This is a genomic window from Sporosarcina limicola (assembly GCF_014873855.1).
GTDB lineage: Bacteria > Bacillota > Bacilli > Bacillales_A > Planococcaceae > Sporosarcina > Sporosarcina limicola.
The window spans coordinates 14,260-35,097 of sequence record NZ_JADBEL010000013.1 but is presented as its reverse complement, the minus strand read 5'-3'; the positions used below and the strand labels follow the sequence as shown (position 1 = coordinate 35,097).

At 39.9% G+C, this 20,838-nt stretch carries 19 protein-coding genes; 16 read left to right on the top strand and 3 right to left on the bottom strand.

Going from position 1 to position 20,838, the window contains the following annotated elements; all coding sequences use genetic code 11:
- Window positions 1-153: 153 nt before the first annotated feature.
- Together H4683_RS12150 and H4683_RS12145 are read right to left on the bottom strand one after the other, a co-directional pair.
- Window positions 154-933 carry an enoyl-ACP reductase FabI gene (locus tag H4683_RS12150; protein ID WP_192599111.1) on the bottom strand — a complete coding sequence of 260 codons (780 nt, stop codon included), beginning with the start codon at window positions 931-933 and terminating at the stop codon, window positions 154-156.
- A gap of 91 nt (window positions 934-1,024) precedes the next feature.
- Window positions 1,025-1,915, bottom strand: a complete 891-nt coding sequence (locus tag H4683_RS12145; protein WP_192599110.1) for a DUF4349 domain-containing protein — start codon at window positions 1,913-1,915, stop codon at window positions 1,025-1,027.
- Window positions 1,916-2,127: 212 nt separating this feature from the next.
- Between H4683_RS12145 and argC the strand changes: the two genes are divergently transcribed.
- From argC to H4683_RS12120, 5 genes are all read left to right on the top strand, one after another.
- Window positions 2,128-3,162: an N-acetyl-gamma-glutamyl-phosphate reductase gene (argC, locus tag H4683_RS12140; RefSeq protein ID WP_192599109.1), complete on the top strand. Its 1,035-nt coding sequence runs from the start codon at window positions 2,128-2,130 to the stop codon at window positions 3,160-3,162.
- Between the two features lie 13 nt (window positions 3,163-3,175).
- Window positions 3,176-4,402 carry a bifunctional glutamate N-acetyltransferase/amino-acid acetyltransferase ArgJ gene (gene argJ / locus H4683_RS12135; protein ID WP_192599108.1) on the top strand — a complete coding sequence of 409 codons (1,227 nt, stop codon included), beginning with the start codon at window positions 3,176-3,178 and terminating at the stop codon, window positions 4,400-4,402.
- Window positions 4,365-5,144 carry an acetylglutamate kinase gene (gene argB / locus H4683_RS12130; protein ID WP_192599107.1) on the top strand — a complete coding sequence of 260 codons (780 nt, stop codon included), beginning with the start codon at window positions 4,365-4,367 and terminating at the stop codon, window positions 5,142-5,144. The genes argJ and argB overlap by 38 nt, the downstream gene beginning before the upstream one ends.
- Window positions 5,141-6,295 (top strand): acetylornithine transaminase, encoded by a 1,155-nt coding sequence (locus H4683_RS12125; protein WP_192599106.1) that lies wholly within the window; start codon window positions 5,141-5,143, stop codon window positions 6,293-6,295. The genes argB and H4683_RS12125 overlap by 4 nt, the downstream gene beginning before the upstream one ends.
- A gap of 270 nt (window positions 6,296-6,565) precedes the next feature.
- The gene (locus H4683_RS12120; protein WP_192599105.1) at window positions 6,566-7,495 is read left to right on the top strand and encodes an LCP family glycopolymer transferase; all 930 of its coding nucleotides are present in this window, start codon (window positions 6,566-6,568) and stop codon (window positions 7,493-7,495) included.
- An 89-nt stretch (window positions 7,496-7,584) separates the two neighbouring features.
- On the opposite strand, the gene H4683_RS12115 is transcribed toward H4683_RS12120, so the two are convergent.
- Entirely contained in the window at window positions 7,585-7,944 is a 360-nt protein-coding gene (locus H4683_RS12115; RefSeq protein ID WP_192599104.1) for a hypothetical protein, read from the bottom strand.
- 79 nt (window positions 7,945-8,023) lie between these two features.
- On the opposite strand from H4683_RS12115, the gene H4683_RS12110 reads away from it, so the two are divergent.
- The 11 genes from H4683_RS12110 to H4683_RS12060 all read left to right on the top strand — a co-directional run bounded on the left by H4683_RS12110 (window position 8,024) and on the right by H4683_RS12060 (window position 20,752).
- Window positions 8,024-8,737 (top strand): ABC transporter ATP-binding protein, encoded by a 714-nt coding sequence (locus H4683_RS12110; RefSeq protein ID WP_192599103.1) that lies wholly within the window; start codon window positions 8,024-8,026, stop codon window positions 8,735-8,737.
- The gene (locus tag H4683_RS12105; RefSeq protein WP_192599102.1) at window positions 8,734-9,564 is read left to right on the top strand and encodes an ABC transporter permease; all 831 of its coding nucleotides are present in this window, start codon (window positions 8,734-8,736) and stop codon (window positions 9,562-9,564) included. The genes H4683_RS12110 and H4683_RS12105 overlap by 4 nt, the downstream gene beginning before the upstream one ends.
- A gap of 14 nt (window positions 9,565-9,578) precedes the next feature.
- Window positions 9,579-10,349 (top strand): ABC transporter permease, encoded by a 771-nt coding sequence (locus tag H4683_RS12100; RefSeq protein ID WP_192599101.1) that lies wholly within the window; start codon window positions 9,579-9,581, stop codon window positions 10,347-10,349.
- A gap of 7 nt (window positions 10,350-10,356) precedes the next feature.
- Window positions 10,357-11,037, top strand: a complete 681-nt coding sequence (locus tag H4683_RS12095; protein ID WP_192599100.1) for a response regulator transcription factor — start codon at window positions 10,357-10,359, stop codon at window positions 11,035-11,037.
- A complete protein-coding gene (locus H4683_RS12090) occupies window positions 11,025-12,470 on the top strand; it encodes a sensor histidine kinase (protein WP_192599099.1) in 1,446 nt (481 codons plus the stop codon). The genes H4683_RS12095 and H4683_RS12090 overlap by 13 nt, the downstream gene beginning before the upstream one ends.
- Before the next feature lie 468 nt (window positions 12,471-12,938).
- A complete protein-coding gene (locus H4683_RS12085; protein ID WP_192599098.1) occupies window positions 12,939-13,229 on the top strand; it encodes a hypothetical protein in 291 nt (96 codons plus the stop codon).
- Between the two features lie 68 nt (window positions 13,230-13,297).
- Window positions 13,298-14,959: an SWIM zinc finger family protein gene (locus tag H4683_RS12080; protein WP_192599097.1), complete on the top strand. Its 1,662-nt coding sequence runs from the start codon at window positions 13,298-13,300 to the stop codon at window positions 14,957-14,959.
- 144 nt (window positions 14,960-15,103) lie between these two features.
- Complete coding sequence (locus tag H4683_RS12075; protein WP_225942069.1) at window positions 15,104-16,291, top strand: class I SAM-dependent methyltransferase; 1,188 nt, start codon at window positions 15,104-15,106, stop codon at window positions 16,289-16,291.
- A gap of 472 nt (window positions 16,292-16,763) precedes the next feature.
- Complete coding sequence (locus tag H4683_RS12070; RefSeq protein ID WP_192599096.1) at window positions 16,764-17,084, top strand: hypothetical protein; 321 nt, start codon at window positions 16,764-16,766, stop codon at window positions 17,082-17,084.
- A gap of 134 nt (window positions 17,085-17,218) precedes the next feature.
- Window positions 17,219-19,783, top strand: a complete 2,565-nt coding sequence (locus tag H4683_RS12065) for an ABC transporter permease (protein WP_192599095.1) — start codon at window positions 17,219-17,221, stop codon at window positions 19,781-19,783.
- 66 nt (window positions 19,784-19,849) lie between these two features.
- Window positions 19,850-20,752 (top strand): ABC transporter ATP-binding protein, encoded by a 903-nt coding sequence (locus H4683_RS12060; protein ID WP_192599094.1) that lies wholly within the window; start codon window positions 19,850-19,852, stop codon window positions 20,750-20,752.
- The last annotated feature ends 86 nt before the right edge of the window (window positions 20,753-20,838 follow it).

Genomic DNA, 20,838 nt, shown 5'->3' with positions numbered 1-20,838 from the left:
CAATTATTTTCCGAGCATTTCTTTCAATTTGTAAACAGTATACCATTCTCAGGCATTAATTTCGAGTGAAAATTTATAAAAAAGGGAAAACCTAAAACTGAACAATAGCCAATACAAAAACGGACGAACCATCTACCTGGTTCGTCCGTTTTTTTATCCCATAATATTATATCCGCCATCCACATATACAATTTCCCCAGTGACGCCGCGGGAAAGATTACTCAAAATGGCTATCGTCATATCGGCCACTTCTTCCTGCGTCACATTCCGTTTAAGTGGTGCAGTTTCTTCGATTTTAGACAAAATTGTATTGAAAGAGGAAATCCCTTTCGCTGATAACGTACGAATCGCACCAGCCGAAATCGCATTGACCCGGATATTATCCTTGCCTAAATCTGATGCCAAATATTTCACAGACGCCTCAAGGGCTGCTTTTGCAACACCCATAACGTTATAACCAGGAAGTACGCGTTCAGCTCCTAAATAACTCATTGTCACAATTGAACCGCCATCCGTCATATAAGGACGCGCTTCTTTTGCCGTTGCAATAAGCGAATAAGCACTCGTATCCTGCGCAAAAGCATAGCCACTTCTTGTCGTCTCAATGAAATCATTTTTCAAATCTTCCGCATGTGCGAACGCAAGCGAGTGGACAACACCGTGGATCGTGCCGACTCCTTCGCCGATTTTTGTAAACGCCGAGTGAATACTCTCGTCTTCGTTGACATCACATTGCGTAATTAGTTTCGCCTCATACGCATTTGCGCTCAACATCTTTTCAAGTTTCGCTAGCGAACGCTCTTTGCGATAAGTGAAAATGACATTCGCACCGACTGCAAATAGCGCTTTAGCCACTCCCCAAGCAAGACTTCGTTCATTGGCAACACCCATCACCACAATATTTTTCCCTTTTAATTTCAATAAATCGCCCATAGTAGCCTCCCAATTCAAATATGCAATAGCTAATACCTATCGTTAGTACCAGATACTAATTATAGCATACTATCCTTGTTGAAAAATAGTTTCATTTAGGCCCTTCATTCATTTTTCTCCTTTTTATGATGAAATAAATCCCTATGCCAACAAGCGACAGAAGGATGATTACGGGCAAGTTTCCAACAAAAAAGACAATCATACCGGAACCAGCGGATAGCATGAAGTTAGTGCTTGTCGCGAGTTGTTTTTTTGTTTTTTCCCATGTATCTAATTTCTTTCCGTCTAGTGTTGGGACGACAACGCGATTTTCAAACATCGATATTTCAACCGTAGAATAAGATGTTTGGTTTTCAAAGTAGTTCATCTTTCCAACGAGTACTTCAATCTCTTCTTGAACACTAGCTAAATCAGAAGAAATTTTTAATAAGTCCTCGGTCTTTTGTGCTTTACCAATAAATTCAAGCAGTCGTGCTTCTACTGCTCGTTTGGATTTTACCCTGGATTGTAAATCGACATATTCTTCGGTAATATCCTGACCAGTCACATTACGCTCCAAGATATCCGCTTTTTCTTCCGCATCCTTTAGAAACGTTTGAAAATGCTTCTCGGGAATTCGAACAGTTATATTCCCACTAACAATATCATCATTTTCTCGGTATACATTCGATTCAACTATGTATCCCCCGTATTCAGCCACTTTTTTCTCGATTTCAAGCTGAGCTTGTTCAAGGTTTTTCACATTCACCTGTAATTGTGCTTGGTGGATAATCATTCGATTCGTAGAAATTTCATTATGCTCTTCTACAGGCTGATCTATGGAATTAAACAAAGATTTATCCATTTCACTTTCCACAGCAATTTCATTTGAATCAGAAGCGGATTTCTCCTTCATAGCTAGACTCTCATCATTTGAACTACAAGCCGTTAGTAGTATGAATAGGCTTGATAATAGTAGGATAAAAAATAACTTTCCCTTCATTGAATATTCCCCCTTTATTTACCATGTTAGACGGTGAAAACGGAAAAAGGTTACAAGTTTAGTATATTACGGTGAAATAAAAGAAGTCGCAATTTTTAATGTAAAATGAAAATGCATTCAAAAATGAAGTGTTTGAAACTTATAATAATACTATTGACTTTATAAATATGCATGTATATACTATGTCTAACTTGTTTTTAGGGGTGATGAAAATGAAGGTGGGAATAATTGGTGCTTCAGGGTATGGTGGACTTGAACTAATACGTTTACTACATAACCACCCCGAAGTCGAAAATACTATACTTTTTACATCTTCAGAGGAAGGAACTGTCTTTTCGCATAAGTATACACATCTTGTAAATATATACGATCAGCCGCTTCAAAAGATTGAATCCGAAAAGTTAGCTGAATTCGATGTCGTTTTTTCGAGTGCTCCTGCCGGCGTAGCGAGTCAGCTTCTTCCGCCTTTAATCGGCAAAGGGCCACGGCTTATCGATTTGTCAGGAGATTTCCGTCTGAAAGATTCAGCAATCTACGAGCAATGGTATAAAAAAGAACCCGCATCCGCATTAGCAGTTGAACAAAGCGTTTACGGACTGACGGAATGGAATGCCAAGGAAATCCGGCAATCGCAGTTAATTGCCAATCCGGGCTGTTATCCGACAGCGGTTCTTTTATCACTTCTTCCTCTACTGAAAGAACAGCTAATTGATGGGAGTCAACTGATTATCGATGCGAAAAGTGGGGTGTCAGGTGCGGGCAATCAACCGAGTCAAATGACGCATTTCAGTGAAACCAATGAAAATACAGCGATTTATCGATTGCATCAGCACCAGCATATTCCGGAAATTGAACAGGCTATCTCAAGCTTTGCGAGTGAGGCAGCGCCAATTACATTTAGTACGCATCTTGTTCCAATGACACGGGGAATTCTAACGACAAGTTATGCGCGTGTTATGGAAGGCGTTACAGAGGCGCAGCTGGTTAGCTGTCTTGAGGAAACATATGCCAATCATCCATTCGTCCGTGTCATAAGAGAGACGAATAAGTTTGGAACCAATCAAGTCTATGGCTCAAACTACTGTGATCTCTACGTAAAAGTCGACCCAAGGACCAACCGTGCAACAATTGTTTCGGTCATCGACAATCTGGTCAAGGGAGCTGCAGGGCAGGCAATTCAAAATATGAATGTTCAATTCGATTTAGAAGAAATAACGGGCCTGTCACTGGTCCCATCATTCATATAATAGGAGGAGTACTATGACGACAACAGTGTCGGTGATGAAACGTATTTCCGGGAACAATATTGTATCTCCACTCGGTTTCAAAGCAGCAGGTATTCATTGCGGAATTAAATATAAGAAACATGATTTAGCGCTGCTTGTGAGTGAAGTTCCAGCCAGTGTTGCGGGCGTTTTTACGACAAATGCAGTTCAAGCGGCCCCCTTACTTGTTACAAAAGAAGCTGTGAAAAAGATGGGTAAAATGCAGGCTATTATTATAAATTCCGGAAATGCCAACGCATGTACAGGGAAACAAGGAATGGTAGATGCACGCTTGATGCAAGTTGAAACTGCAGAAAAATTGGGCATTTCACCGAATTTGGTCGGCGTTGCTTCTACGGGTGTAATTGGTGAGTTGATGCGTATGGAACCAATCGTCAAAGGAATCCATAAGCTTGAACCCAATAGCCAGTTAGAAGGATCTATCCATTTTTCGCAAGCTATCTTGACGACAGATACCATAACGAAAAATACAGCTTATTGTGCCCTAATCGACGGCAAGGAAATCATTATTGCAGGAACAGCAAAAGGATCAGGGATGATCAATCCAAACATGGCGACGATGCTCGGTTTTATCACAACAGATGCGAACGTCGAATCAGTCCATTTACAAGCAGCGCTTAAGTCGGTTACTAATCTGACGTTCAACGCCATTACTGTCGATGGAGATACATCCACGAACGACATGGTTCTTCTATTGGCAAATGGTATGGCAGGCAATGTAACATTGACACCGGCGCATCCTGATTGGGAAGTATTTGTCCAAGCTTTGCATGCAGTTTCACAAGACCTTGCAAAAATGATTGCAAAAGACGGGGAAGGTGCGACGAAACTCATCGAGGCTGAAGTAAAAGGTGCGGTTTCGGATGAGGAAGCGCGTAAGATTGCTAAAACGGTTGTCGGTTCACCTCTCGTTAAAACAGCCGTCTTTGGTTGTGATGCGAACTGGGGAAGAATTATTGCGGCGGTTGGATACAGTGGGGCAACAGTGGATCCTGATGCCATTTCCATTCAAATCGGGAAGATAACGGTCGTTGAAAAAGGCGAACCTATCGAATACTCCGAAGAAAAACTTATCAGCTATTTAAAACAACCTGAAGTGAAAATAGTTGTCCAACTTAGTCAAGGGAGTGGACAGGGAAAAGCATGGGGGTGCGATTTAACATATGACTATGTCCAAATCAACGCAACCTACCGCTCGTAAGCGAATGGTCATTAAATTAGGAGGCAGTATGCTTGCGGAATTAACTAAAGACTTTTTCGCGAATTTTAAGCGACTACAAGATGCAGGGTATGAACTTATACTCGTACACGGTGGAGGACCTGAAATCAACCAAGAACTTGCCGCTAACAATGTGACCTCTACAGTGCTGAATGGCATTCGTGTCACATCGAAAGAGGCTGTTCGCATCGTTCAGTCGACACTGATTGGTCAAGTGAATCCGGCTCTTGTCCATCATTTAAACAGGGAAGGAATCGAGGCAATCGGACTTAGCGGGTACGATGGAAAACTCCTTAGTTGTTCATTTCTAGATGAAGCTGTCTATGGGTTTGTTGGTGAAATTCAGCAAGTCCGTTCGGAATTAATTGAAAAAATGCTGGATGTCGGTCTTGTCCCTGTTATTTCATGTATTGGGTCAACTACTAATGGGATTTCCCTTAATATTAATGCGGATACAGTCGCAAGTAAGATTGCCCTTAGCATGTGTGCGGATAGTCTTTTGTTGGTAACTGATACACCAGGCATTAAAATCGAAGGCAAAGTACAACATATTGCATCTCTCACTGCGATTTCACAGTGGATTGAATCTGGTGAAATCTACGGTGGGATGTTACCAAAAGTGAAAGCAGCGCTTGATTGTTTAGGGGCAGGCATCCCATCTGTCCAGATTGTCGGTCAACAACTGCTTGGGACCGTTATTGCACATGAGGAGGTTTTAGCATGAGTAGCTTATTCAAAAATTACGCCCGTCGTCCTGTTCATCTTGTAAAAGGGCAGGGGACAGTCGTAACAGATGACACAGGAAAAAATTATCTCGATTTTATAAGCGGCATCGCAGTCGTTAGTCTTGGTCATGCACATCCAGCGATTGTTCATGCCATCCAACAGCAAAGTGAAAAACTATGGCATGTTTCGAATTTATTTGAAAGTCCGGAACAGGAAGAACTAGCCTCTGCCCTTATGAAAGATACACATTTAAGTCATGCGTTCTTTTGTAATAGCGGTGCCGAAGCGAACGAAGCAGCTATTAAACTAGTTCGGAAACATACGAAAAAAAATATAATTATCACGTTTGAGCAATCCTTTCACGGGCGTACGTTCGGTGCCATGTCTGCAACTGGACAGGATAAGGTCCGTCAAGGTTTCGGTCCGTTACTTGAAACATTTCGCATCGTTCCTTACAATGACATCCAGCAACTTGAAGCGGCAATCGATAACGATGTCGCGGCAATCATGCTTGAAGTTATTCAAGGGGAGGGCGGCGTCCATCAGCTCGATGTTGATTTTGCGCAGTCGATTAAAGATATTTGTAAATCGACAGGCATTTTGCTGATTGCCGATGAAGTACAGACAGGTATTGGCCGAACGGGAACCCGTTATGCCTATGAGCAGACACAATTAAAACCGGATATTATTACGATTGCCAAGGGACTGGGCGGAGGATTTCCAATAGGCGCGATGCTTGGAACAGCCGAACTAGTCGATTCATTCGGACCAGGTACACATGGCACAACTTTCGGTGGCAATCCATTAGCTGTTGCGGTTGCTCAATGCGTTGTCAATCATGTTTTTCGAACAGATTTTCTGCAACAAGTGGAAGAAAAATCAAGCTATTTAATTAAAAAACTGCAAACGTTATTGCCGAAAGAATTGTTTTCTATTCGAGGATCAGGATTATTGCTGGGCATTGAATGCAAGGATGCGGTCCAGACATTTATCCACCAAGCGGAAGAAAAGGGCTTATTACTCGTTCAAGCAGGTGAACATGTCATCCGCCTACTACCACCATTAACCGTAACAAACGAACAAATTGACGAAGCAATAGGTATTTTATCATCCGTGTTGGTATCTGTGCTCGCGCCCAAACAATTCTGAAGGGAATATCCTTGAATTAAAGCGTTCAGTGAAATGCTATTCAAAAGACTCCCATCTGAAAACAAAAATAAACGTATTCGCCATTGCCAGCGAATCCGTTTATTTTTTTTCCGTTTTATGCGATACTAAAGTGGAAATTATTTTTTGAAATTTCCGCCATGCGAAACCGATTTTGGATGCCGAACGTCTACATATAATCAGTTAAGTATCCGTATGATTAGGTACAGATACTTTTATGATTTTGTGGATAAAAAGATGGAGGAATAACAGATGAGCAGAACTGATCGAAGAAAAAAGAAAAAATGGCCATGGATTGTGGGAATTATCGGGGTTCTACTCCTCGGGGTTTTCATATATGGTTTGATGATTTATAAAGGTTTGACGGATACAGTGAAGGGGATTCATGAAGAAATCGATCGCGATATTTCTGTCAAACGGGAAGAGGCAGTCGCTTTCCATAAAAAAGAACCATTTTCTGTCCTTGTTCTTGGGGTAGATGAACGTGAAGGAGATACAGGTCGTTCCGATACAATGATTGTGCTGACGGTCAATCCAGATTTGAAAACAACGAAGATGGTCAGCATCCCAAGGGACACGTACACGGAAATCGTTGGTAAAGGCGTTGAGGATAAAATTAATCACGCCTTTGCATTCGGTGGCATCAAAATGTCAATGGAAAGTATTGAACATCTGCTCGATATTCCGATTGACTACGTCGTGCAAGTAAATATGGAAAGTTTTAAAGACATTGTCAACGCGGTTGGCGGAGTGACAGTGGAGAATGCAATGGATTTCAAATTGGATAACCATTCATTCAAAAAAGGTGAGGTTACATTAAATGGGGACGACGCACTAGCTTATGTCCGTATGCGTAAAGAAGATCCCCGTGGCGACTTTGGTCGACAAGATCGCCAGAAGCAAGTCGTTCAAGGCGTATTGCGTGAGGGCGCATCTGTCAGTAGCCTATTAAATTATAAAAGCATTTTTAATGCAATCAGTAACCATGTTCGGACAAATATGACGTTCGACGAGATGGTTGAAGTACAGAAAAATTACCGTGACGCCGCGGGTAAGATTGAACAGCTCTATATTAAAGAAGGCGAAGGCAAACGGATGAACGGAATTTGGTACTACATCATGAACGATGAGGAATTGGCAAGTGTCCAAGGCGAGTTGAAAGCGCATCTGGGATTGAAGTGATTGGGTTTCCAATAGGATGAGATGATCCAGGTATTGTTCCTGGATCATCTTTTTTAAATAAAAGAATCAACATGACGATGATTCTCAAATTAAGCGACCAATTCCCCTCGCGAAGCGACCAGTCCAGCAAACAAGCGACCAATTTCCCTCGCGAAGCGACCAATCCAGCAAACAAGCGACCAATCCCCTTCGCGAAGCGACCAATCCAGCAAACAAGCGACCAATTCCACTCGCGAAGCGACCAATCCAGCAAACAAGCGACCAATTCCCTCGCGAAGCGACCAATCCAGCAAACAAGCGACCAATTTCCCTCGCGAAGCGACCAATCCAGCAAACAAGCGACCAATCCCACTCGCGAAGCGACCAATCCAGCAAACAAGCGACCAATTCCCCTCGCGAAGCGACCAATCCAGCAAACAAGCGACCAATTCCCCTCGCGAAGCGACCAATCCCCCTCACTATATTTTAAACCTTATAGAATCTTTATCTTTCCGTTTTATACTCCTTCTTATAGAAGGGATGGAGATCATGAAAAACATAGTAGAATTACAAGCTGTTTCAAAAAAGGTTAGAGGGAAGTATTTGGTTCGCGATGTTTCGATACAGGTAGAAAAAGGGGCGATTTGCGGATTACTAGGACCTAACGGAGCGGGAAAAACCACGATCATTCGCATGCTGACTGGGTTGATTCGACCAACGTCTGGGGATATTTTTATCAATGAACAAAGTGTGGTAACAAATCGGGCATCTGCGTTAAAGAATGTTGGAGCAATCGTTGAGTCACCCATCTTTTTTCCTTATATGACAGGGAGAGAGAACTTGAAAAACTTGGTGAGATTACACGATACGATTCCTAAGCTAGAGGAAAATGCGAAAGTAGCTGAGGTCTTGCAGATTTCCGGACTTGAAGCTAGAGCTGATGAAAAAGTTCGAACATATTCATTGGGGATGAAGCAGCGACTCGGCATCGCTCAAGCATTATTGGGGGATCCAGCACTACTTATTTTAGATGAACCTGCAAATGGCCTTGACCCAATGGGGATGAGAGAATTACGAGAATTGATCCTTACCTTAAAGAATAAATACGATAAGACGATTCTACTTTCCAGTCATCTTCTCGATGAAATACAAAAAATGTGCAATCAAATTGTGATTATTCGGGAAGGCGAATTAATCTGGTCAGGTGAGTTAGATGATGAACAAAACCTGGAAGAAGTATTTATCGAGTTGATGTCAAAATGAGCAAACTACTCGCAAGCGAATGGGAAAGGCTCTGGAAACGGAAAGTGACATGGCTTATGTTTGCTGCTATTCCAATCATGGTTTATGCTGCTGCAAAATATTGTTTACATCAAAACAACAACCTATCACCTGATTTGCCGCAATTTACCGTTGCGGGGAACTTCCCGGTACTTGGACTTGCGGAGATGCTAATGACAGCTTTTAATTTTGTTGTGCTTGTTATTGCTGCGATGATTGTCACAGAAGAGTATCGATCAGGACAATTACGAATGGTGCTAATCCGCGCACATTCCTTTCAGCAAATCATCATCGCTAAATATATAGTCTTAGCAGGATTTATTTTTCTGTATTTGGTGGCCTACTTTATTAGTTGCTATGGAATGGGGTATGCGCTGTTTTCAAACCCCGAAACATATCCGCAATTTCATTATCAAGATCATGTGACGTTAGGAGAAGGCTTTATTTATAATCTGAAATTTTACGGGTTAGCCTTTCTGACATTGGTTGCGATGAGTAGTGTTGTATTTTTTATTGCAATCGTCTCCCATACAACAACGACGACACTTGGAATCGGAATTGGCTTTTTACTCATTAGCTTTTTATACCCAAATATAATCCAGTTGTTTCAACAATTCTTAAATAATGAAGTTGTAATTAAACTATTTTTCACGTCCATTCCAATGATTCAATGGGAAGGCTTAACATTGATGCTTGCAAAATCGTCTAGTTTATATGGTTGGATGTTACTCGTGCTTAGTTGTTATATCTTACTGTTTCATCTATTAATCATTTTGGTAACGAGAAGAAAAAGTGACATTTTCATATAAGGAGTGTAAATCGAATGAGAAGTATTTTATTAAGTGAATACGAACGAGCTTTCAAACGGAAAAAAACAAGCATTGGCATACTCGTTTATTGTTTCTTGCTAACACTTGAATGCGTCTTTCTATATCTAACAGGTGGAATTAGTTTTTATGATGCAAACCATTCCGTTCAGCTAAATTCAATTAATACAGCATCGTTTTTTTTGAGGGAATTAGGATTATTTATCAACTTTATTTTAATCCCGATGTTCGTGGTTGACAGCTTTAATGGTGAATATAGTTCAGGGGCTCTACGTCTCGTGTTAATACGGCCACAAAAAAGAGTGAGTTTGTTTCTAGCAAAATGGATTGTTCAAGCGAGTCTAATTTTAGCGCTCACTGTTTTTACATGGTTAATCGCAACTATTTTTGGTCAAATGATCATGCCTTATGTGAGTGAAACGAACTTTTTAAACACGGAATCGATGAATATATTCGAAGGACTGATTTATTCAATCAAGTTTTATGGGCTGTCCTACGTTATTTTTTTATGCGTGATTGGCCTCAGTAGTTTCATGAGTATTGTAATGCCAAATCCGATTATGGCGTATATGGGTACAGTTGCTTGTTTAATCGGCGGGGTGTATATCTCTGGTCAATTTATCTATTTTGTTATTGTTTCAGATTCTGTTTTCGAGGTGTTAGGAAACGCTAATCAATATGGGTTTTATAGTAGCCTACTTTTCTTATTCGTCATAAGCCATATAATGAGCATAGGAATATGGAATCGGAAACAGTGGATGGGATGAGTGATCATTGAATAAAAGGATTTTACTTGTTGATGATGAGAAAGATATCGTCGGATTTATGAAAGATTCTCTTAAGGATCAAGGATATCAAGTCCTAACCGCGTACAATAGTACTCAAGCCCTAGCGTCCCTTATACATGAGCCAAATCTAATCATTCTAGACGTCATGATGCCTGGGATGAATGGATTCGAGCTTTGCGAAATGATGAGGAAAAGCATCACTTGTCCGATTATCTTTTTAAGTGCAAGAGCAAGTGAAGCGGATCGTATAAAAGGGTTATTCGTCGGCGGTGACGATTATTTAGTCAAACCATTTAGTATGAAAGAATTGCATGCACGTGTGATTGCACATTTACGCCGTGAACATCGACAAAATGGCTTGAATCGAAAACATTTATATTTTGGTCACTTAATGGTGGATTTAGATGGCCATGAAATCTATTATCAAAATCAAAAAATATCTTTTACAACCAAGGAATTTGAAATAATTGAATTCCTTTCACTTTATCCTGGTCAAGTATTTTCTCGAGAGAAAATCTATGAAAGGTTATGGGGGTATGGGGCAGAGGGGGATTCTTCAACGGTTACGGAGCATATAAAAAAAATCCGAGCAAAGCTGGCAAAATATGAACCGAATCCATCCTATATTTCTACAATATGGGGAGTGGGCTACAAATGGGAAAAGTAGAGCGGCCAATTCGAAGGCAAATTATTACCTCGTTTTATCTCATTCTTCTATTAAGTGCGGTAGCAACCATTGTTACATGGGGAATCATTGCAACAATCTTTCTTTTACAACTGAATCGGATGAATCCAGCCAATTATTATGAAAAACAGATTCCAAGTATTTTGAAATCGGTTGAGGAAAGTAAGGGGCAGCTTTTAACGATTGAAAGCAAAAATGAGTTAGAAAAGGAGATTCCATTAGATGGAATTGCTTATCAAGTTGTAGATAAAGATGGTAACATCCTTTTTGGTTCAACTTCTAAGCGATATGTTAAGAGTCAAAAAGCGCTGTTGAATAGTTTCAATAAAAATCTTTATGATAAAACGAGCATTGTGAAATTTTATCCTACTTTCAATGACAAAGGTGAGCACATAGGAGCGATTGGTTTTCGCTATGAGCTTAGCTTAGCGGCTTCTAACCCAAAATTACGGGGCTTGATTATTGTGATTGGACTCCTTACCCTCGTTAGTCCATTTGTTTATTTCTATGTATTTTCTTATTTGATTGGGAAAAGGTTTAGTAAACAAATCGAGCAACCATTTAATCATTTGATGGTAGGCGCTAGGAAAATACAGAGTCATGACTTGGATTTTCAATTGGTTGAGTCAAAGACCACTAAAGAATTAAACCAATTAGTACGAGCCTTTGAAGATATGAGAATCGCTCTTCAGGACTCGCTATTACGGCAATGGCAATTGGAAGAGGAACGAAAGGAAATGGTGGCAGCGATTGCCCATGATTTAAGGACGCCGTTAACTATTATTCATGGACATGTAGAGGGTCTATTAGATGGAGGAGATAAAAATACTGAACGACTAGAGCGTTATTTGCAAACGATTTTTACGAGTACGCAACGCTCGATTCGGTTAATTGATCAATTAAATGAAGTGTCAGCTATTGATCGATCCAATTTTACTATTGAACCAATAGCGATCAATGTTGTGGAGTTTATTCAAAATAAAACAGAAGAATATAAAATGCTGTGTGCTAAAAAAAATATTTCTATAGCCTGCACTTTCAGCATAGAAACGGGGCTAGAACCTGAGTTAACAATCGATTCATATCGCATTTCCCAGGTATTAGACAATATTATAACAAATAGTATTCGTTACTGCCCCAAAAATGGTTTGATTGAGTGGAAGACAACCATGAGCGACAAAAGGCTTGTCTTTGAGATAATCGATAATGGGCCAGGTTTTCAAAATAAGGGGATTGGTAGAATGTTTGAAAAGTTCTATCGAGAAGATCAGTCAAGATCAGGACATGATGCTAACCTTGGCCTAGGATTGTATATAGCTCAAATGATTGTTAAGCAACATAACGGTTCAATTACCATTCAGAATCGCCCTGAAGGTGGTGCGTATACGGAGGTGATTATTGGTGAAGTGTTATAATCACGTACCTGGCGCGGAAATAATAAGGGTTTTGAATTCACAAGGGGTGCGATTGCCGCTGTACCGTAGTTACCTGTCCCAATATAGGACGTAGAAGTGAAATCGAAATCGAAATCGAATAAAAGCATGTCTACAAATCCTATCGGAAGTGTAGACATGTTTTTTGAGTTCTGCGCGCCTGACACCGAACACTCAAGAAAAGTTTTTTGTTATAATAAACTATATGGGAAAAAAGGAGCTATTGAAAATAAGTATGGATAGAAAGTATTTTTATGAATTGGTTGATAAAATTCCAGAAGCCAAACTAAGCGAACTAAGAAAGGCTTTATTAATTTATGTTAATGTCAGAAGAGGAAGTTACTGAAGAAGAGATGGAGGTAATAGGTCCTGGGGAAAAAGAAAGATAATACACCTCGTAGAAAAAGACTAAAGAGGAATCAGCGTTTACTAGATGCAAAAATAAAATGGTTGCCGACAGTAACTGCAAAAAATCCTGTGAAGTCTTATAGTAAATGGTATGGTGTCGATCTATTATGTGCCATTAAGGAGTTGGAAATCCTTGGCCATAGGTTCAGTGAACGCTATGAAAAACAAATAGAGATCTCTATTGAGAATAAAGCGAATAGTAATAGAAGACGAAAAGAAGAAAGAGAAAACCGAATCAATTTTCCTTATGATCACGATGATCAATTTTCTTTTATTGCAGGATATACAGAGAATGGTGTGCCATTTGGGATTACGTATGATGAGGAAGAGTGAGAGTATAATCGCGTACTAGGTAGGGATCTACTAATTACGATGAAAATAAAATAGCGAAGGTGATTTAAGTGAACATAAGAAACTTTGAAACTCGAATTTCAGAGGTGATTTTACAGCGAGGACAGGAATATTTCAAGGGTGGACATGTCGTGGAGTTGTTCGAAATAACAGATACCAATTGGCAAGCCGAAGTGGAAGGAACAGACACTTATGTCGTAGATGTTAAACTGAATGAAGTTGGTGAAATTATTGATTCATGTTGCGATTGCCCTTACGATTCGGATAGTTATTGCAAACATGAAGTAGCCGTATTTTATGCCTTGCAAGGGATGTTCAATGATACGAAAAGAAAAAGTGTGAAACAGAAAAAACCAACGTTGCCGCAACTATTGGAGGCGAAAAAGAAAGAAGAGTTGATAGAGCTAATCTTGGACTTGGCGTTAAACAACACTGACATTTATAAAGAACTTCTTTTTGAAGTATCCCAACAAGAGAATGAAATCGATTCTGCAGAGGCATTAATTCTTCACCATATTTCGATGGCCAAAACTAAAGGTTTCATTAAATGGGATAGGGTTCCAAAAGCCCTTAAAGGTGTGGATGTAACGTTGGGACGAGTGAGAGAAAAGCTGGAAGATTCACAGTACGAAATGGCGATTCATCTAAGCCTTCTTTGTTTGAAGCATTCAGTGGAATTATTAAATGTCATGGATCATTCGTCTGGAGAGACTGAAAGTGGAATCGATGATAGCCTTGCCAGCATTGAATTTGCGATAGGTGTAGGCATGGGCAATTGGAACCATGAGGAAAAAGAGATAATCTTTGCTAAAATCGTTGACGAAGCACTGGATAAGAAGTTCAATAGCTGGTCAGAGTACCGTTTCGAATTGCTGACAGCATGTATTCACTTTTGCACGGAAGCGAAATTTGAAGATGAGCTCAATGCTGTTTTAGAATCCTTTCTAGGACTAGCGTCAAGTGAATCATGGAATAACAAATCCGAAAGAGAGAAGATTAAAGACATTCAATTTCAAATGATTTTGCAAAAGAAAGATACAGAGGCAATCGAAAGATTTTTATTTGACAATTTAACTAACAGTAATATGAGAGAGAAAGCCATTTTATATTCATTCGAAAAAAAAGAGTATGAAAAAGCATTAAAACTTAGTATCGAAGGAGAACAAGTTGATAAATCACGGCCTGGGATTGTGAAGAAGTGGAAAAACTATGAATACGAATCATACCAATACCTTGGAGATAAAAAAGCCATGCGGGAGATTGCTTTCACAATGGTCTTGCAAGGGTACTCTGGCTATTATGAAAAAATAAAATGTTTATATTTAGAGAACGAATGGCAAGAAGTTGTTGATGAATTACTGTTAGCATTCGATGAAAAAAAGTACTATCCTATTGTGTATCTTACAATTCTTATTGAAGAGAATAGGAACAGAAGATTACTAAAGTATTGCCAGGAAAGTCATTACTCCATACTCAGCTATTACAAGTATCTACTAAACGACTATTTTGCGGAAGTGACAAGTATTTTTGAAGATTATATTCGGGAAAAAGCGCATGCTGCAACTAATCGTAAAGACTATCAACAGGTTTGTGAAATTATAAGACGTTTTCAACAAGCATGTGGTCAAAGTAGTGCTATTTCACTCATTGACGGGTTGAAGAAAGAATATGATAGACGTCCGGCCTTTTTGGATGAGTTGAGGAAGGTATAGTTAATTCAGAGGCGTTGTAGAGCAATAAAAATATGTAAAATGTCATGTTAATAGTAGAGTAAGCAGGCTTGAAGTCAAGCTATTAGTTGAGCATTTAAGCACGCAATGGAATTGAAGCGAGTGCTATATTGGGGGATTCTGTTGATGAAAGAAACATACTTACAGTTAGTTCGAACTATTGGTACAGTACTTGAGGAAGCGAATATTCCCTATCAATTTACAGGTCAAGCAGCTCTTGTTATTCAACAAGTCGCATTGGATGACTATAATGAAATCAAGGTGTCTGTTCAATGGGATGTGTTTAAGGGAGCGTGCGATGCACTAGCAGTTTATTCACCATCACCCCCTGAGAAAACGGTCGAGCGAGCAGTTACTCAATTTGTGAAGGATGGCATGTCTGTAACAGTTAGTTGCACATATAATACGACCATTAGAACAGACCCCTATCACATGTCACATGTTGTCGATCATACGGAGCTATGGTGCCGTTCTCTTTATAGTTATTTATACGATAAAGAGATGGCACGTTATCAAGAAGCCATCCATGCCTATTTAACTAGGGAACAACAAGGGTTTACCGCCGAAAATGAGCAAGCATGGAACCAGAATAACTATTTAGCGTTAGTAAATCGGTACGGGCAACCAATGGAGCTTGCCGAAAAGATTAGCCAAAACCCAAAGTGGCGCTTATATCCATTCTATAAATATTTAGATGAAGTGAAAGGGAAGAAAATCACTCATTTAATGGGTTCGAATGGAGTCAAAGCCGTTGCACTTGCCATTTTAGGGGCAAATGTAAAGGTTGTTGATTTTTCTAAAGAAAATGCGGCATTTGCTAATGAATTAGCAAATGCCTCCAATGTGAAACTCACGTACGTTGTATCGGATATTTTGTCTTTAAGTGACGACCATCTTAGCGGAGACCAAGATATTGTTTTAATGGAGCTCGGTGTTCTTCATTATCTAATCGATTTACAACCTTTATTGGAAAAAGTTAAAGCACTATTAAAGCCCGGTGGATACTTTGTTCTTCATGAATTTCATCCCATTTCAACTAAATTAATCACGTCTACTGGAAAAAAACATAAAGTAACCGGAAATTATTTTGCTCCAGCGATTGAAAGAAATCCAGTGGCCTTTACAAAACATATGCCTGATGAGAAAAAAAGTGAATTAGCACAAGTTGTACAAAGAAAATGGACGATTGGTGAACTTATTACAGCAGTCGGTCAATCCGGTCTTGTTATTAAGGTGTTAGAAGAAGAACCAAACCATAAGCTTCATGATAGTGGATTGCCCAAGACGTATACATTAGTAGCGGAATATGTTTGATTTTTGGACGTAAATGCTTGGTGCGAGTTTTTCGATTACTGGCATCCTTCCTTTCCATGCAAAATGGAAAGAGTGCTTAAAGATAATGGGTTTGAAATTTCGCAAGTATACGATGATTGGGATAAAAACGAGCGCAATGCGAAAAGTACTTCTATGATGTATGTGTGTAAAGTTAGAAAATGAAAGGAGCCAAGTTCTGAGATGAATCAGAATTTGGCTCCTTTTAATGAAGGGTTCTTATTGAATTCTGAATTGTTTTAGAACCTGGTGCTTTTCACTTTGGCTGGTCATTTACACAAGTTACTGTCTTTTTCCCTCTATTTGTTGCAAGAGAGAATTGGTTATCTGACTTACACAGGTAACGTTCAAAAAAATTAAAATTCTGTAAAAATGTGGTGGACAAAGATGGTGGTATATGGAATAATTGAATTATAAGAATTATCGGCCGATATTCTTACTAAAATACGAGGAAATGAGAAAAAAAGTATTCACGCTAGTTTTAACTTTCCTGACTGAATTTACGTTATTTGTCGGTGTGCAAAATCATCGTGTGATGGCGAGTGAAGTGGAGCCTGCTAACGAGCTGCAACAAAACAGAAAACATGTTGATGTTAGTATTTCTCTCAGTATTGTTCCGCCAACGACTTATTTCTACAGCAGTGGAGGATATGCAGGCTATCTCGGTTTAGTGAATTATTTCTTCGATGGGACAAAATATCACGCAACCTACATAGGTTATCTTTACGATAGCCCGCCATACCCTGCGCCAGCTATGATTTCTCTGGACAAATAAGAAAAAAAAGAGGGCTTCTTCCGAAAGCCCTCTTTCTCATCATTAGCAACTATTTTTAAAAAATAGTAGTAAGAGAATAGGAACGTTTTCCCTAATCGGTATCCTATAAAGAGTAGAAAGAACGGGTGATTCCAATGAACATGTGGATGTTTGAACTGAAAAAAATGTGGAGACGCAAGCAATTTCTAATCCTTGCGTTAATAGCTGTGGCATGTGTAACGGTCATATTCCTGCGAAATTTTTGGGCGCAAGATGAGATTTTAGGAAAAGTTTTCCAATCGATGGCTCCGCATAGTCAAAGTGTCTATAAGATTGGGAAACAATTCCGGAATGAGATGATTCATCGTTCCGAAGACAAAGCATTTATGGACGCTTATGACAATGCTCGAAAGATGTCCACCGAATTTGGAAAATGGCAGGAAGCAATGCGGAATAAGGAGTGGAATCACGTTCCAGAAGCAGAGATGGCGTTTCTTCAAACGGTTCTCAAACATATCGAGTGGGGGGGAGACTATGATGGGTACCCGGAGGATGGACTTTATCAATCCTTTGAAAAGAATAAAATTCTACTAGAACATTCACTACCCTACGAAGATGACTTGTATTCCATTTCCACGCCGAATTTTATGAAAATTGTTTTTGCATTTATAGTAAGCATCCCTGCCCTCGGTATATTTGTTCTTCTTCTTGGGGATCAGATGGTGATGGAAAAAGAGAACAATACCATCCGCACATTGTCTACGCAACCGATTACTAAATGGCGTTTGCTGTTCGGTAAATTTATGGGTCAATTGTCGGCTATCGTTTTTGCTTTGTTGGTCATCTTTTTGGCCTGCTTTGCGATTCCCTTTTTCTTCGGCGGACAGATGGGAAGCTTTTCATATCCTCAGATGATCCATTTGGAAGATGGATTCGACTTCATGCCGATTGATCGATATCTCTTTTTGCATGTTCTTCTTTTCTTAGGCGCGGCTTCCTTTTTATTTAGCCTGGTTTTATTATTCAGCACTGTCTTAAAAGATCGATTAAGTGTACTATTTTTCACGCTTCTCGCGCTATTTGGCGGGGTGCTACTTACCAATCAATTTGCTGCTTTACAATCTATCATCAATCCGTTTTACTATTTGGGCTTTCAAGAACTGATTGAACAGCCGAATCGATTGGGAAATTCACTGTTGATAATTATTCCTTACCTTTATGCCTTGCTGATTGTCGTGATTTCCGCAACTTTACAGAAAATCAAGCATACGGCGGAAAAAGGAAAAAAAGACGTGTTGCCCTTTAAAAAAGGTGCGATTTCCAAAACGGCGAATCGGCTTTTTCTCGTTTCTGCATTTGAATGGAGAAAGTACAAACGGGAAGGTGTGGTGAAGCGGTTCACCGTGATCATTCTTTTATTGATTGTGGGTGGCTATGCGTTCATCGTATTTTCGACAAATCAATTGCGTGAACAGTATATTCCAGGTATGAACGCCTCCATTTCCTTTTACAAAGAAATGATTTTAGGGTTCGAACAAATCATTGAAGGTAGCGAAGCACTGTTAGAAGAGTTAGAAAAGAAGGGAACGACCCCCACGAGTAGTGAGGAAAGCCTGAAAGAGGTTGCACAAAGTGAGGTGGATGGGCTTGGTGATGCGGTCTCGCGGTATAAAAATGATGTGGAACGACGACAAAAGGAACTCGCCGCATACGAACAAGGCGATTGGAAGACGGTTCATGAAAGTTGGATTGAGGAGATTCTACTTTGGTGGAAAGACCCTAATTATATGGACAATGCACCGACAGAACGCATAGGTGGTGGGCTTAGTGATTTCCTTTTTATGGCAAGTGTGCAGGAAAAAGAATGGATGATTGAACATGATTTAGCAGCTGTTCATAACAATCAATCCTTGGCATATACTTGGTCGATTTATGACAAATTTATAAGTCCGTTAGAACAATCGAAGTGGAATCATAATACGCGCAAGGTCGACAAAACAGGTCTATTTTATGTCTATACATTTTTTACTACTTATAGCTACTTCATTCTTGCCGGGCTGCTTATCTTCCTGTTAGGTGCGGGAATGACATCGGAGAAGGGGAGCAAACGAACGCTCACTTTTCTTCAAACGCAGCCACTTACGAAGTCGATGATTTTTCTTGGGAAGACAGGAGTTTCTATACTATTGACTGCTAGCATCACGCTGTTATCGATTCTGTTCATGGTTTTGATTGGCACGGTTAGTGACCGTTTTGGAGACTGGAAATTCCCTATCCTTTACTATGATCTGCCAAGTGTAGCCGATTCCGCAAATTATACCGGTTTCTTAGCGGAGGAGGGTGGTTTTCATTTCATCGACATGGGAAGGTTTTTACTTGAGACGGGTGCGTTATTCCTAGCGGGGATTGTTTTCTTGATTGCCATCTCGCTGGTTGTATCGTTATTTTTCAATAATGCGATGAGTGTTTTGCTAACAACGCTGATTGTGGCAGTTGGCGGCTATGTAGTTAGTACTTCATCCTTGTTATCGTCTGTAGTCCAATGGTCACCGTTCACATATCTGAATGCCGGGAAGATCGCAAATGGTGAAACAGCCGTCGTACTTGCGAATGAATCGATTTCGACGATGTCAGGTCTTATGGCATTGCTAGTCGGAACGCTAATCTTCATTTGTATCGGAATACTTTATTCACGTAGCAGGTGGATGAAAATGGTTTAAATCGCACGAATGTCTATTCGGGATTAGAGGAATTGGTAATATCACCTTTTGTAGGGAGGCTGTGAAATGATTTTATCCGTAAACAATATCTATAAATCATACGGTAAGGAGCAAGTATTAAAAGGCATTACATTTGAAATCAATCAACCGCAAATTATAGCTTTGGTGGGGCCGAACGGGTCGGGGAAATCTACATTATTGAATATCATTACAAATCTATTGCCTGCTGATAAAGGGGAGGTCAAGATTCTTGGAAAAAGTAATCGGGATCCGAACATCTTTCGTGAAATAGCGTTTATGCAGGATAATACCGTACTTTACGATTATTTAACTGGCTATGATCATCTGCAGTTTATCGGGAATATACAAGGACTTTCGAAAAAACAGCTACTGGATTCTGCGGAACGGATTGGCATTACTGGTTATTTGAATAAAAAAGTAAAAAACTATTCGCTTGGCATGAAGCAACATTTGTTGTTGGCGATGGCAGTCGTGAATCGGCCGAAATTGTTAATTTTGGATGAACCGTTGAATGGGCTTGATCCGACAAGCGCCATCCGTGTGCGAGATTTGTTATTGGCATTGCGTGAGGAAGGAACTACCATTCTATTGTCTTCGCATAACTTGGCAGAGATTGATCGGGTGACTTCTACAATTTTATTTTTGAAGAAAGGGAGTTTGATCCAAGAGGACGTTTCTCAATTTGAACGGATTCGCTATCAATTTAAGGTGGATGATGTTGTGAAGGCGGAGCGGGCGTTGATTGCGGCGGGTATTCCTGTGGAGATTGTGGACGATCAGCTTAGGATGTATCGTCAAGATGTATCAATAGATCTTATTCTACAAACATTAGAACAAGAAAAAATCACAATCGATGATATTGAGAAAAAGGTGTTAGGTTCGGAGGAGCGGTATAGGAAGATTTTCGCAGATACACCTCAACAATCGACAAAATCGATTAAAGTGTGAGAATTTTTCAATCGTTCAACGGAATCAAGGGGAAATTAAAAAACTGTAACTTCTCCCACATTGACTCGTCAAATTCATTGAACGAC